General features: G+C 31.4%; 15 protein-coding genes. 6 read left to right on the top strand and 9 right to left on the bottom strand.

The features are described 5' to 3' along the window. The first annotated feature begins 122 nt into the window (after positions 1–122). Genes surE through blaOXA form a run of 4 tightly spaced genes read left to right on the top strand, consistent with a single transcriptional unit; the run spans position 123 to position 2,739 of the window. Complete coding sequence (gene surE / locus CLCT_RS06685) at positions 123–896, top strand: 5'/3'-nucleotidase SurE (protein ID WP_149062664.1); 774 nt, start codon at positions 123–125, stop codon at positions 894–896. Continuing rightward, positions 889–1,542: a ThiF family adenylyltransferase gene (locus CLCT_RS06690; RefSeq protein ID WP_149062665.1), complete on the top strand. Its 654-nt coding sequence runs from the start codon at positions 889–891 to the stop codon at positions 1,540–1,542. Before surE ends, CLCT_RS06690 begins: the two co-directional genes overlap by 8 nt. After that, positions 1,526–1,975 carry a GNAT family N-acetyltransferase gene (locus CLCT_RS06695; protein WP_149062666.1) on the top strand — a complete coding sequence of 150 codons (450 nt, stop codon included), beginning with the start codon at positions 1,526–1,528 and terminating at the stop codon, positions 1,973–1,975. The genes CLCT_RS06690 and CLCT_RS06695 overlap by 17 nt, the downstream gene beginning before the upstream one ends. Then, on the top strand, positions 1,972–2,739 hold the full coding sequence (gene blaOXA, locus CLCT_RS06700; protein ID WP_149062667.1) for an OXA-493 family class D beta-lactamase: 768 nt from the start codon (positions 1,972–1,974) through the stop codon (positions 2,737–2,739). The genes CLCT_RS06695 and blaOXA overlap by 4 nt, the downstream gene beginning before the upstream one ends. Here blaOXA and CLCT_RS06705 read toward each other — a convergent pair. The 4 genes from CLCT_RS06705 to CLCT_RS06720 are packed head-to-tail and all read right to left on the bottom strand — an operon-like array spanning position 2,713 to position 5,871. Continuing rightward, positions 2,713–3,411 carry a methyltransferase domain-containing protein gene (locus CLCT_RS06705; protein WP_149062668.1) on the bottom strand — a complete coding sequence of 233 codons (699 nt, stop codon included), beginning with the start codon at positions 3,409–3,411 and terminating at the stop codon, positions 2,713–2,715. The two genes, blaOXA and CLCT_RS06705, sit on opposite strands and share 27 nt — an antisense overlap. Then, positions 3,396–4,022 carry a pimeloyl-ACP methyl esterase BioG family protein gene (locus CLCT_RS06710; protein ID WP_149062669.1) on the bottom strand — a complete coding sequence of 209 codons (627 nt, stop codon included), beginning with the start codon at positions 4,020–4,022 and terminating at the stop codon, positions 3,396–3,398. Before CLCT_RS06710 ends, CLCT_RS06705 begins: the two co-directional genes overlap by 16 nt. Next, positions 4,019–5,143 (bottom strand): aminotransferase class I/II-fold pyridoxal phosphate-dependent enzyme, encoded by a 1,125-nt coding sequence (locus CLCT_RS06715; RefSeq protein WP_149062670.1) that lies wholly within the window; start codon positions 5,141–5,143, stop codon positions 4,019–4,021. The genes CLCT_RS06710 and CLCT_RS06715 overlap by 4 nt, the downstream gene beginning before the upstream one ends. Next, positions 5,143–5,871: a tetratricopeptide repeat protein gene (locus tag CLCT_RS06720; protein ID WP_149062671.1), complete on the bottom strand. Its 729-nt coding sequence runs from the start codon at positions 5,869–5,871 to the stop codon at positions 5,143–5,145. The genes CLCT_RS06715 and CLCT_RS06720 overlap by 1 nt, the downstream gene beginning before the upstream one ends. Before the next feature lie 133 nt (positions 5,872–6,004). Here CLCT_RS06720 and CLCT_RS06725 point away from each other — a divergent pair, with 133 nt between their 5' ends. Then, positions 6,005–7,273 carry an adenosylmethionine--8-amino-7-oxononanoate transaminase gene (locus CLCT_RS06725; protein ID WP_149062672.1) on the top strand — a complete coding sequence of 423 codons (1,269 nt, stop codon included), beginning with the start codon at positions 6,005–6,007 and terminating at the stop codon, positions 7,271–7,273. Here CLCT_RS06725 and bioD read toward each other — a convergent pair. The 3 genes from bioD to CLCT_RS06740 are packed head-to-tail and all read right to left on the bottom strand — an operon-like array spanning position 7,247 to position 8,488. Next, positions 7,247–7,819: a dethiobiotin synthase gene (bioD, locus tag CLCT_RS06730; RefSeq protein ID WP_149062673.1), complete on the bottom strand. Its 573-nt coding sequence runs from the start codon at positions 7,817–7,819 to the stop codon at positions 7,247–7,249. The genes CLCT_RS06725 and bioD overlap by 27 nt on opposite strands. 7 nt (positions 7,820–7,826) lie before the next feature. Continuing rightward, positions 7,827–8,141, bottom strand: coding sequence for a DMT family transporter (locus CLCT_RS06735; protein ID WP_039619256.1), 315 nt, complete (start codon positions 8,139–8,141; stop codon positions 7,827–7,829). Further along, a complete protein-coding gene (locus tag CLCT_RS06740) occupies positions 8,141–8,488 on the bottom strand; it encodes a DMT family transporter (protein ID WP_039668853.1) in 348 nt (115 codons plus the stop codon). Before CLCT_RS06740 ends, CLCT_RS06735 begins: the two co-directional genes overlap by 1 nt. Before the next feature lie 174 nt (positions 8,489–8,662). Between CLCT_RS06740 and CLCT_RS06745 the strand changes: the two genes are divergently transcribed. Further along, positions 8,663–9,697, top strand: a complete 1,035-nt coding sequence (locus tag CLCT_RS06745) for an isoaspartyl peptidase/L-asparaginase family protein (protein ID WP_149062674.1) — start codon at positions 8,663–8,665, stop codon at positions 9,695–9,697. On the opposite strand, the gene CLCT_RS06750 is transcribed toward CLCT_RS06745, so the two are convergent. Both CLCT_RS06750 and carB read right to left on the bottom strand, forming a co-directional pair. After that, complete coding sequence (locus tag CLCT_RS06750) at positions 9,698–10,120, bottom strand: Sua5 YciO YrdC YwlC family protein (protein ID WP_039668855.1); 423 nt, start codon at positions 10,118–10,120, stop codon at positions 9,698–9,700. Beyond that, complete coding sequence (gene carB / locus CLCT_RS06755; RefSeq protein WP_149062675.1) at positions 10,117–13,380, bottom strand: carbamoyl-phosphate synthase large subunit; 3,264 nt, start codon at positions 13,378–13,380, stop codon at positions 10,117–10,119. The genes CLCT_RS06750 and carB overlap by 4 nt, the downstream gene beginning before the upstream one ends. Between the last annotated feature and the right edge of the window lie 27 nt (positions 13,381–13,407).

Consider the following 13,407-nt stretch of genomic DNA (forward strand, 5'->3'; position numbering starts at 1 on the left):
TAATTTAAAATTAAATATATTATCATAATTATAGATAAACTATAATATAAAATATTACTAATAATTTTTATTGATTTTAAAAATATTTTATCACTTATGATAAAATTTAAAAAAGGAAAAAAATGAAAGAAATTTTAATAACAAACGATGATGGCTACGAAAGTGATGGTTTAAAAAAACTCATCAAAATGCTAAAAAAACATTTTAAAGCCAAAATCACCATAGTAGCACCTGCTAATGAAAAATCAGCATGCTCGCATTCTATAACATTAACCAAACCTTTGAGATTTCACAAGGTTGGTAAAAGATTTTACAAACTTGATGATGGCACGCCTGCAGATTGTGTTTATCTTGCTTTACATGCTTTATATAAAAAGCGTTTGCCTGATCTTGTGATAAGTGGAATCAATAAAGGGGCTAATGTGGGTGAGGATATAACCTACTCAGGAACTTGTGCAGGTGCCATGGAAGCCGTGCTTCATGGAATTCCTGCCATAGCTTTATCACAATTTTATAAAGATAGCCAAAAAGAGCTTGATTATAAACTTGCTTTAAAACTTACTAAAAAAATAGTCAAAAATATCTTTGAAAAGGGCTTTCCTTTAGATAAAAAAGAATTTTTAAATATCAACTTTCCTTCTAGCAAAACAGCCTTTCAAGGCTTAAAAATTTGCAAAGCAGGAAAAAGAATTTATAGCTATGAAGCGCACTCAAATACAAATCCAAGAGGCGTAGAATACTACTGGTTAGCTGCTGCTAATCTTGATCATGAAAATGAAAAAGATTCAGACATAGCACTTTTAAAACAAGGCTATGTCACAATAACCCCTATAATGCTTGATCTAACAGCTTATAAACAAATGAAAAATCTCAAAAAATGGATAAAGAATGGATAGATACACGCGTATAAAATGGCTTGTTAATGAAGAAAATTTTCTTAAATTTCAAAATACCAAAGTTTTAGTTTGTGGTTTAGGCGGAGTTGGTGGAATTTGCGTTGATGCGCTTTTTAGAAGTGGTTTTGGCAATCTAACTTTAATTGATGCAGATAAATTTGAAATTACCAATCAAAACCGCCAACTTCATAGCGAAAATATAGGTGAAGAAAAAGCTAAGGTTTTTGAACGCATTTACAACGCCAAAGGCATAGTTAGTAAAATTGATGATGAGTTTTTAAAAAGTTTTGATTTGAGAGAATTTGATTTAATCATTGATGCGATTGATGATATACCTGCTAAGGTTGCTTTGGCTAATTTGGTTGATTTAAAAAAGCAAATTTTTATCTCATCAACTGGCGGTGCTAGAAAGCTTGATCCAACGCGCATTAAAACAACAAGTATATTTAAAACTCATGGCGATGCCCTAGCTAAAAAATTCCGCTATGAGCTTAGAAAATCAGGCTTTAAAGGGGATTTTGATGTAGTATTTTCAGATGAAGAAGCTCATTGTAAAGATCTTGGCTCATTTATGGGTGTGACAGCCTCTTTTGGACTTGCTTTAGCTTCTTTGGCTTTAAGGAAAGTGATTGATAAGAAAATTTAATATAAAAGACTTAGCTTCTTGTATCAAGCTTTTTAAGCAAAGCGTATCCACTCTTTGTAAAAATGATTACACAAAAGAACAAATTCATGCTTGGATTAATATAGACCAAAAAGCTTGGGAAGAAAAATTCCAAAAGCAACTAAGCTTTGTCTATGAAAAAAAAGGCCAAATCATATCTTTTATAAGTATAAATTTAGAAGAAAAAACACTTGATCTTTGCTTTACTCATGCAAACTATGCTCATCAAGGTTATGGTAAAGCTTTATTAGAATTTGCTCTTAAAAACTACCCTTATAGTGAAATTTATACTTTTGCTAGCCTTAGTTCTAAAAATTTCTTTTTAAAAGCAGGATTTAAAATCATCAAAGAAAACATTACTATAAGAGATCAACAAGAATTGAAAAATTTTTTAATGAAAAAGGAAATAAATTGAAAAAAATACTTTTACTTTTTAGTCTTTTTTGCTCTTTTGCTTTGGCAAATGAAAATTTAAAAGATCTTTTTAAAGATTACAATGAAAGTGGAGTTTTTATAGCTTATGATGGTAAAAAGTATTATAGCAATGATTTTACAAAAGCAAACAAACGCATTCTACCTGCCTCCACTTTTAAAATTTTCAATGCCTTAATCGCACTGAATGAAGGCATTGTGAAAAATACTAATGAGATTTTTTATCATTACAAAGGTGAAAAAGTATTTTTACCATCTTGGAAAAATGACGCAAATTTAGCCCTAGCTATGCAAAGATCTCAGCTACCTGCCTATAAAGAACTAGCTAGAAAAATCGGCTTAGAAAAAATGCAAAAAAATCTAAATAAACTCAACTATGGCAACCAAAAAATAAGCAAAATAGATGAGTTTTGGATAGATGATTCTTTACAAATTAGTCTTAAAGAACAAGCAAGCTTACTTTTTGAACTAGCAAATCTAAAATTAGATTATCCTAAAAATATACAAAAAGAAATTATAAATATAATAAAACTTAATGAAAATAATCATTATGAGTTTTTTGCAAAAACAGGCTGGGGTAAAGAAAAATACGGACAAATCGTAGGTTTTATAAAAGATAAAAAAACTCATCAAATTTATGCTTTTGCTTTATGTATGGATATAAGTGATTTTAATAAACTTTATCTAAGAGAAGAATTAGCAAAAAAATATCTATCATATTTAATAAACTTGACACATAAAAAATAAAGGATGATAAGTCAAGGTGTTTTGAAATTCTTTTTCATAGTTTTTTAAAAATGCCTTGCTTATAAAAAATTTATCACTCAAAGCATTTACTCCGCTTAATTTCAAATGCCTAAAAAGCTCTAAAGTATGATCAAATTTTAACTCTTTTAATTCTTCTTTTGCCTTGATAATCTTAAAATTTTTAGAAAGTTTTTGTGCAATTTGCTCTAAAGTCAAATATTCTAGTGATAAATTGGTACTTTGCTTTATTTGAATGAAATTTTTTTCTCCAAAAGTAGAAAAAAGCAAAATCCCATTTTTATTTAGCATATTTGCAAAATTTTCTAAAAGCTCATCTATCTCTAACCACTGCATGCAAGCATTGGAAGCTATAAGATCAAATTTTTTCGTATAAAAGTGATGATTTTTAAGTTCATTCATATCAAAAACGCCAAATTCTTCAAACTTACAAGGGTTTTCAAAAGGATAAATATCATTTAAAAAATAATGCTTAAATTTAATACACTCTTGCAAAGTCTTGCTAAAAACCCCTACCCCACAGCCAAACTCAAACACCGCTTCAAAATCGCTAAAATCATTCTCGCTAAGCATTTTACAAAGCTCTTTAGCCATATCTTTTTGCACAGGTGTATTTGCACTATAAGTGTCTTTTGCTCTTATGAAAGTTTGCAAAGTGCTTCCCAAGTGTGGTATTTAAAAAATGCAAAATGTGGCTCATCGATAAACATTGCCTTTTCTTTGAAAAAATTTAAAACATGCTTTGGTGGAAAGATTTTATCATCTTTGCTGATTATAGCTTTATCCCAAGTGAAATTTACATTTAAATCCTTAGTGCAAAACTCATATAAGCTTAAAAGTTCTTCTTTTAAATACTCATTTTTTTCAAAGTAAAATTCATCGCTTAAACTCATTCTTTTTTCAAGTAAATTTGATTTAAAATCCTCTAAAGCAAATCTTTTCATCGTAAGTTTAAAAATGGCTTTTTTGATCCCAAATTCATCATCTATAGGTAAATTTGTGCCATTTATGGCTATTTTTTTATCAAATTTTATATCTTTTAAAATTTTACTCGCCACGCAAACTCCCATAGAAAAGCCAACGAGAGTGATTTTTTCAAATTTATGAAGATCAATTTCCCAATCAAAACTCGTATAATCATACACCATTAAAACATTTACATCACTTTTTAAATGCGAAAAATGACTAAAATGTGAACAAAACCCTGAAAAAAATAAAATCAACTCAGATGAATTTGCATTTTCATGTAAAAAATGAGTTTTCAAAGTACCTCCAAAACCTTTTCTAAGTCTTTTTTTACTAAACCAGCATGCAAAGAAAAGCGAATTCTAGCTGTATTTTTAGCTACGGTTGGTTCTTTAATAGCAGGTGCGAAAATACCATTTTCTAAAAGCTTTTGAGAAATTTCACTAGCTAGTGCATTTTGGCCTAAAACAAAAGATATCACATAAGCCTCGCCTAAAACTGCACCTTTACTTGCCAAAGCATTTTTAAACCAAGTGCTTAACTCTAAAAGCTTTTTTCTTTGAACATTAAATTCATGCAAATGCTTAAAAACATGCAAAGTCCAAGCTACATTGATAGGTGCAATAGCAGTTGAGTATATAAAAGCTCTTGCTTTGTTGATGAAAAAATCTTTTTCATCACTTATCATGCAAGCTCCCATGGAAGCTATGGCCTTACCAAAGGTAAAAACTAAAAAATCCACTTCCTTTTCTAAACCCAAAAATTTCACATAACCCAAACCATCATCATTAAAACACCCTATGCTATGAGCTTCATCAATGTAAATTTTGATATTTTTAAACTCTTTTTTTAAATTTATGAATTCTTTTATAGGTGCAAAATCCCCATCCATGCTAAATAAAGCTTCGCTTATGATGATAATATTTTCAAATTCTTTATAATGCTTTTGTACTAAACTTTGTAAATGCTTTATATCATTGTGTTTAAACCTTATAAATTTAGCCCCGCCAAGCCTTAAACCATCGATGATACTTGCATGCACTTGCTTATCTGCTAAAAATAAAGTATTTTTAATGCTTGCTAAAGCTTGCAAACAGCTAACATTTAAGGCATAGCCATTATTAAAATGTAAGACTTTTTTGCCCAACTTAGCTTCTAAAAAGCTTTCAAATTCATCAAAAATCGCATAATTTCCACTCAAGCTTCTTGAACTTGAACTAGAAAATTCAAATTCTTTTAAATGTGTTAAAAAATCTTGCTTTAATGTTTTTTCATTGCTTAAATTTAAATAATCATTGCTCGCTAAATTTAGCAATTTTTGCCCATTATAAACGACATATTTTCCCTCATGTTTTAATGAGCGTAGAATTCTAAAATTATCTTGTTGTTTTAACGCATCTAAAATTTGTGCAATTTGCATTATCGTTTAAGCCTTGCGTAGTTTTCACAACCCTCATCGCTTTTTAAATCACAAGCCTTACCAAAATATTCTAAAGCTTTGGAAATATCTTTTTTAACTCCAATTCCATTTTCATACATAAGACCAAGCGCACCACAACCTTTGCCTTCATTTAAAATACAAGATTTTTTAAACAACTCCACTGCTTTAAAGTTATCTTTTTTAACACCTTTACCTTTGAAATACGCAAGTCCAAGAAAAACACACCCATAACCATCTTTTAAATCACAAGCCTTTTTAAAAAGTTCTACTGCTTTGAAATTATCTTCTTCTAAACCATTGCCATTAAAATACATTGCGCCAATCTTATAACAACCGAAGCTATCATTTAAATTACAAGCTTTTTGATACAATTCAACTGCTTTGAAATTATCTTTTCTTACACCATAACCATTTTCATACATAAAACCTAGCTCGGAACACCCCAAGCCCATATTTAATTTACAAGCTTTACTATAAAACTCCACTGCTTTAAAATTATCTTTTTCTACGCCTAACCCATCTCTATATAAAAGACCAAGAAGAACACAACCTCTAAGATCATCAGAATCGCAAGCCTGTTGCGAATACTTTATAGCATTGGTGTAATCACCACTCTCATAGGCTTTAATTCCTTTTTCAACAAAATCCTCTTGCGAGTATGCAAAATTTAAAAATAAAATTGTTAGAACAATTAATATTTTTTTCATTATTTTCCTTTTGAAATTTTAAAATAAAAAAGCTAATTATATAAATATTTTCTAAATAATCCTTTTTCGTTTTAAAGCATAAATTTGAGTAAAAATTGTAGTATCATTAGTAATAAAAATCAAAGAAGTAAAAATGAATTTAAAAGAACTAGACTTAAAATACATTTGGCACCCTTGCACGCAAATGAGCGATCATGAGTTTTTACCTTTAATACCTATAAAAAATGCCAAGGGGGTGTATTTGTATGATTTTGATGAAAAATCCTACATAGACTGCATTAGCTCTTGGTGGGTAAATATCTTTGGCCATTGTAATGAATATATCAATGAAAAAATCAAAAATCAACTTCAAAATTTAGAGCATGTCTTGCTTGCAGGCTTTTCACATGAGCCTATCATAAAGCTTTCACAAAGACTTTGTAAGCTTTTACCTTTTGATAAATGCTTTTTTGCAGACAATGGTAGCTCGGCCATAGAAGTGGCTTTAAAAATGAGCTTTCAATACCACTTAAACAATGGCTCTAAAAAGGATAAATTCTTATCACTTAGCAATTCTTACCATGGAGAAACCTTAGGTGCATTAAGCGTTGGCGATGTAGCACTTTATAAAAAAACCTATGAGCCTTTACTTTTAAAAAGTATCACAACACCTGTGCCAACTAGCAAGGACTATACAAAAGAACTTGAAATTTTAGAAAGCATTTTAAAAAATCATCATCATGAAATTTGTGCTTTTATACTTGAGCCTTTACTTCAATGTGCGGGCAATATGCACATGTATGAGCTTGGGTATTTAAATGAAGCCATTAAGCTTGCTAAAGATTATGGTGTGCAAGTGATATTTGATGAGATAGCCACGGGTTTTGGGCGCACGGGAGAGATGTTTGCGCTTGATTATTGCTCACAAAGTATTGATTATATATGCCTTTCTAAAGCTATCACGGGTGGATATTTACCACTTTCAGTGGTGCTTACTAAAGATGAAATTTATGAGAAATTTTATGATAGCTATGAGAGCCAAAAGGCCTTTTTACACTCTCACTCTTACACGGGCAATGCCCTAGCTTGCACAGCGGCTAATGCGACTTTGGATATTTTTGAAAAAGAAAATATCATCGCAAAAAATAAAATAAAAAGTACTTTTATAAAAACACAATGGGAGAGTTTAAAAGAATTTGACTTTTTAGGAAATTTTAGAAATTTAGGCATGGTAAGTGCATTTGATATACAAAAAAGCAAATACCAAAGAGCAGGACTTGAAGTCTTTCAAAGAGCCTTAGAAAAAGGCTTACTTTTAAGACCACTTGGCAATACAATCTACTTCATGCCACCATATGTTATAAATGAAAATGAGATTGCTTATGTAGTGGAGTCTTTAAGAGAGATTTTCAAGGATTTTTGAAAGTTTTTTACACACTTTATCATCAAATTCTATGATAGGAATTTTAGCGTATTTGCTTATAAAATCCTTGCTAAAAGTATCTTGGGTTTTTAAGATTAAAGCAAGGATTTTAATATCTCTTTGTTTTAGTGCCTCTATGCTTAAAAGTGTGTGATTAATACTTCCTAGATAGTCTTTTGCTACTAAAATCGTAGGGTACTTAAACACACTCATATAATCAATCATCGTTTTTTCATCATCAAGAGGAGAAAAAAGCCCACCAGCTAGCTCGATGATAAGTTTATCACTTTGTGGAATTTGTATATCAAAGGCTTTATAACTTAAATTCTCTAAAATCCTGCCTTTGTGTGGCGAAGCAGGGGTTTGTAAAAACACACCTTCTTTGAAAATCTTAGTTTTTGGGCTAAACTCAGCTACTACCTCACTATCTTTTGGCGTGCCTGCTTGAATAAGCTTAAAATAATCAAATCCTAATTCCTTGCAAATTCTAGCACTTAAATAAGTTTTGCCAACATCTGTGTCTATACCGCTAATATATATTTTCATTTTTAACCTATGAAAGTATTTTTAAACCCACGGTGCAAGCGATAATAAGTGCAATTAAAAAAAGCTTTAAAAAGCTTTTGCTTTCTTTATAAAAAAGTACTCCTATGATAACCCCACCTGCAGTTCCAGCTCCTGTCCATATAGAATAAGCCACACTCATAGCAATGCTTTGCATACTAAGGCTTAAAAATCCAAATGAAAAACCAAAACACACTATCAAAGCTAGAAGATAAAGCTTATTTTTAGTGCTTACAAGTTGTTTCATGATAATCACACCAAAAATTTCAAAAGCAGTCGCTAAAAATAAAAAGAACCATTCCATTATTTAGCTTCCTTGCTAATGATTTTAAGGCCTATAATACTTAAAAGTAAAATGGCTATTAAAGCAAGTTTGGTAGCAGAGCTTGGCTCATTGAAAATAAACATCTCATTAAGCACCACTCCAACCGTGCCAATACCTACAAAAACACTATAAGCAATACTTACTTCAAGCCTTTCACAAGCTTTTAAAAAACATGTAAAAGATATGCAAACTCCAATGGCTGTTAAAGCATAATGCCAAATTTCAGTAGAGTATTTTAAGCCACTCACCCAAAAACACTCAACCAAACCACCTAAAATTACCATAAACCAACCAAAATTAGAGCTTATTTTTGTTCTTTCTATCATAATCTACCTTTTTTCAAAAGCGCAAATTATAGCTAAAATTACAAAAATAAAACTTTAATCAAAAACTAAACATATAATAATAAAAAATATCATTATTATAAATATTTTTATAATATTAATTTATATTTAATTTTTATTATTATAAAATGAATGGTTAATAAAAAGGAGATAAGAATGAGTTTTTTAGCAAGTGGCAAAAAAACTTTGTTAGTATTAGCTAGCTTAGTACTTTTAACAAACAACAATACTTTTGCAAAAGATTTTGAACCTATTATCGTTATACACGGTGGCACAAGTGGCTTAGGACTTACCAAAGCAGAATTTGCTAAAAGAGAAAAGGTAATGAAAGAATCTTTAAAAGCAGGCCAAAGCATACTTGAAAAAGGTGGAAGTTCTGTTGATGCAGTAATAGCTGCAATTAAAGTAATGGAAGATAGTCCTGAATTTAATGCTGGAAAAGGTGCTGTATTTACTTCTGATGGATTTAATGAACTAGATGCATCAATAATGGATGGAAAAAACTTAAAAGCTGGTGCAATCGCTATGGCTAGAACGATCAAAAACCCTATAGAAGCAGCAAGACTTGTGATGGAAAAAACACCTCATACTTTAATAGCAGGTGAAGGTGCGGATAAATTAGCTAAAAAACATGGTTTAGAAATAGTGGGTCAAAAATATTTCTTTACAGAGCACAGATATAAACAACTTCAAGAAGCTAAAAAAAGCAAAGAAGTATTACTAGATAGTGATAAAGCAAAAGCTCACCTTGGTGTAAGTACTGAACCATATTTAGGTACAGTAGGTGCAATAGCTTTAGATAAAAATGGTAACCTAGCAGCAGGTACAAGTACAGGTGGTACTACAAATAAAATGACAGGACGTATTGGAGATTCTCCTATCATAGGAGCGGGAAATTATGCAAATAATGATTCAGTAGCAGTTTCTTGCACAGGAACAGGTGATATTTACATAAGAGTAGCCACAGCTCACGAAGTTGCATCTTTATATAAATATAAAAAACTTTCGGTGCAAAAAGCAGCTGAAGAAACTATCAAACAAGTAGCTAAACTTGGTGGCACAGGTGGAATCATCTCAATAGATAAAAATGGAAAAGTTGGCTATGCTTGGACTAAAGATAAACTCGGAATGTATCATGGACAAGCAAAAATCGGTGAAGAACCAAAAATATTTTGGCCACTTGAAAAATAATTAACGTAACTTAACTTTTTTAACGCCTCGAAGTTTAAAAATCTTTGAGGCTCCACTTTCAAAAAACTTTTCATCTACCATTTTATCTGCATTTTGCATAGCCCATTGTAGATCAAATTTTTTTCCATGAATATTTGCAGAAGTAGAATAAAGCCAATCAAACTCTTTCAAAAATTCCTCATGAGCGCAACCTTTTACAACGCGTATTGCTTTAGAATTAGGATATAAAAAAGTAGTTTTTTTGGATTTTCTAATAGTGTTTTTAAAATGACTTGGTACTCTTGTAAGTTTTTTAAGCTCACTAAATTTAGCTGTGGTAATCAAACAATCTTGTTTTAAAGGTCTTTTTTTTAAATTATTAAGGGCTTTCAAGTCCTTGCTTAAAAACCCTGCTGTTGTATCAGTTTGAGCAAGATAAATCATGCTTTTAGGTATTCTTGCAAGCTCTTTACTTCAAGGCATGATTTATTTTGTATAGCTTTAATCGCTTTAGCACCTGCATACGCTGCTCTTAAATTGGTAAAATATGGGGTTTTAAAGCGTAAAATATTTGCTCTGATTTTTTTAGTATCACCTTTAAAGCTATGCTCATCGCTTGTATTAATAGCAAGTTGAATTTGAGAATTTTTTAACTTATCCTCTACATTTGGACGCCCTTCAGAAATTTTATGCACAAACTCACACTCCAAACCCGCTTCTTGTAAAATTTTATAAGTACCACTTGTAGCAATGATTTTAAATCCTAACTTAATATATTCATTAGCTAAATCTACTGCGTATTTTTTATCTTGCTCTCTTAGTGATAAAAACACATTACCACTTTCTGGTAAGAAATTTGAGGAAGCAAGTTGGCTTTTTGCATAAGAATTTTCAAAGTCTTTGCTTACACCCATAACTTCGCCGGTTGAGCGCATTTCAGGCCCAAGTTCAAGGTCACTTCCACTAAGTTTAGCAAAAGGAAATACCACTGATTTTACACTAATGTGTTTTGGTTTTTTAGCTCTTAAAATTCCATTTTTTTCCTCTACCACTTTGAAGGTGTCATAAAATTTCAAGCTTTCTCTTAAATTTCCTTGCCACATCACGCGCGTTGCAACCTTAGCTAAAGGAATTCCCGTGGCTTTACTCACAAAAGGCACAGTTCTACTAGCTCTTGGATTTACCTCTATCATATAAAGCTTATTATCATGGATAGCAAATTGTATATTTAAAAGCCCTACTACACCTAAATTTAAAGCAATATCTTTTGTTTTTTGCTCAATCATTTCAAGCATAGCTTCATCAATATTTATAGCAGGTAAAGAACAAGCACTATCACCTGAGTGAATTCCTGCTTCTTCAATATGCTCCATAATACCTGCTACATATACCTCTTTTCCATCACTTATCGCATCTACATCAAGCTCAGTTGCATTGTCTAAGAATTGATCGATTAATACAGGAGATTTATCACTCACATCTACTGCTTCTTGCATATAAAGTCTAAGCTCGCTCTCATCATGCACTACACGCATTGCACGGCCACCCAAAACATAGCTTGGTCTAACAAGCACAGGATAACCTATCTCATTTGCTTTTATGATTGCCTCTTCTACACTTATAGCTGTACCATTTTTAGGTTGATTTATGCCTAGATCTTCAATAAATTTAGCAAATTTCTTTCTATCTTCGGCTAAATCTATCACTCTTGCGCTTGTTCCTATAATCTTTGCTCCAAAAGCACTAAGGCGTTTTGCAAATTTAAGTGGAGTTTGACCACCAAAATGCACTATCACCCCATCTGGTCTTTCTCTATCAATAATCGCTCTTAAATGCTCAAAATCAATTGGCTCAAAGTATAAAATATCACTTGTATCGTAATCTGTTGAAACCGTTTCTGGGTTACAATTATACATTATAGTTTTTACACCCATATCTTTTAGAGCAAAAGAAGCATGCACACAAGCATAATCAAACTCAATACCTTGTCCTATGCGGTTTGGTCCACCACCTATAATCATCACTTTTTTATCTTTTTTATCTTTGCTTTCTTTTACTTGTGTAGCTTCATTTGCATTGATACTTGAGTATAAATACGGAGTTAATGCTTCAAATTCGCCTGCACAAGTATCTACTTCGCTATATTGAGCGATAATTTTATGTTTAATTCTTGCATAATAAATATCATTTTGGCTTAATTCAAGATTATCTTTTTGATTAATCAAGCTAGCGATTTTTTTATCTGAAAAACCTAAGGTTTTGGCTTTTCTTAATAGTTGTTTATTGCTTAAAATATCCATATCTATTTGATTTTCAAATTCCACTATTTCTTTGATTTGATTTAAAAACCAAGGATCTATTTTACAAAGCTCAAAAAGCTCTTGTGTGCTAAAACCTTCTCTAAAAGCTTGTGCTATATAAAGCAAGCGTTTTTCATTAGCTTGGCGAATTTTTGCCAAAAGCTCATTTTTATCACATTCTATAGCATCAAAGCCACTTAAATTTCTCTCAAGTGAGCAAAGTGCTTTTTGAATGCTTTCTTTAAAAGTTCTCCCTATAGCCATAACTTCGCCCACACTTTTCATAGCAGTACCTAGTTCAGTGCTTGCATTTGGAAATTTTTCAAAAGTAAAGCGAGGTATTTTGGTTACGATATAATCAATTACTGGCTCAAATGAAGCAGGAGTTCCTGTGATATCATTTTTAATCTCATCTAAACTAAATCCAACTGCTAAAAGTGTAGCTACCTTAGCTATAGGATAGCCAGTTGCTTTACTAGCTAGAGCTGAAGATCTTGAAACCCTAGGATTCATTTCAATAACTATCATTCTACCATTAGTTGGATTGATAGCAAATTGCACATTTGATCCACCTGTATCTACTCCAATTTCTCTTAAAATTGCAAAAGAGGCATTACGCATTGCTTGATATTCTTTATCAGTAAGCGTCAAAGCAGGAGCTATAGTGATAGAATCACCCGTATGAACCCCCATAGGATCAATATTTTCAATAGAGCAAACGATAATACAATTATCATTTTTATCTCTAATGACCTCCATTTCGTATTCTTTCCAACCAAGTAAGCTTTCTTCAATTAAAATTTCATGAATAGGACTTAATGCTAAAGCAGTATTTGCAAGCTCTACAAACTCATCCATATTATACACCACACCACTTCCTGCACCACCTAAAGTAAAAGAAGCCCTAATCATCAAAGGAAAACCAATCTCATCAACAGCTTTTAAAGCTTCTTCATAATTATATGCATACATAGATTTTGGTAAATCCATGCCTATTTTTTTCATACATTCTTTAAAAGCTTGTCTATCTTCGCCTTTTTTTATTGCCTCAGGATTTGCACCTAAAAATTTTACATCTCCTAGCTCACCACTTTCATAAACCTCCATAGCAACATTAAGTGCTACTTGACCACCCATAGTAGGCAAAATCGCATCAATTTTTTCTTTTTTTATTATACTTAGAATACTTTCTTTGGTGATTGGTTCTATATAAGTTGCATCAGCAAATTCGGGATCTGTCATAATCGTAGCTGGATTAGAATTGATCAAAATTACTCTATAACCTAGCTCTTTTAAAGTTTTTGCTGCTTGAGTTCCTGAGTAATCAAATTCACAAGCTTGACCTATAACAATAGGCCCACTGCCTATTAGTAATATATTTTTTATATCTGTTCTTTTTGGCATATATTTTCCTAAGCTAAATTTTTATCC

The organism is Campylobacter lari subsp. concheus (assembly GCF_008245025.1).
In the GTDB taxonomy this organism is placed as follows: domain Bacteria; phylum Campylobacterota; class Campylobacteria; order Campylobacterales; family Campylobacteraceae; genus Campylobacter_D; species Campylobacter_D concheus.

Excerpts from the sequence above, each read along its gene's own strand:
- bioD (WP_149062673.1), bottom strand. The coding sequence starts at position 7,819 with ATGAAAATATATATTAGCGGTATAGACACAGATGTTGGCAAAACTTAT.
- carB (WP_149062675.1), bottom strand. The coding sequence starts at position 13,380 with ATGCCAAAAAGAACAGATATAAAAAATATATTACTAATAGGCAGTGGG.
- CLCT_RS06735 (WP_039619256.1), bottom strand. The coding sequence starts at position 8,141 with ATGGAATGGTTCTTTTTATTTTTAGCGACTGCTTTTGAAATTTTTGGT.
- CLCT_RS06720 (WP_149062671.1), bottom strand. The coding sequence starts at position 5,871 with ATGAAAAAAATATTAATTGTTCTAACAATTTTATTTTTAAATTTTGCA.
- CLCT_RS06745 (WP_149062674.1), top strand. The coding sequence starts at position 8,663 with ATGAGTTTTTTAGCAAGTGGCAAAAAAACTTTGTTAGTATTAGCTAGC.
- CLCT_RS06750 (WP_039668855.1), bottom strand. The coding sequence starts at position 10,120 with ATGATTTATCTTGCTCAAACTGATACAACAGCAGGGTTTTTAAGCAAG.
- CLCT_RS06740 (WP_039668853.1), bottom strand. The coding sequence starts at position 8,488 with ATGATAGAAAGAACAAAAATAAGCTCTAATTTTGGTTGGTTTATGGTA.
- CLCT_RS06715 (WP_149062670.1), bottom strand. The coding sequence starts at position 5,143 with ATGCAAATTGCACAAATTTTAGATGCGTTAAAACAACAAGATAATTTT.
- surE (WP_149062664.1), top strand. The coding sequence starts at position 123 with ATGAAAGAAATTTTAATAACAAACGATGATGGCTACGAAAGTGATGGT.
- CLCT_RS06690 (WP_149062665.1), top strand. The coding sequence starts at position 889 with ATGGATAGATACACGCGTATAAAATGGCTTGTTAATGAAGAAAATTTT.
- CLCT_RS06725 (WP_149062672.1), top strand. The coding sequence starts at position 6,005 with ATGAATTTAAAAGAACTAGACTTAAAATACATTTGGCACCCTTGCACG.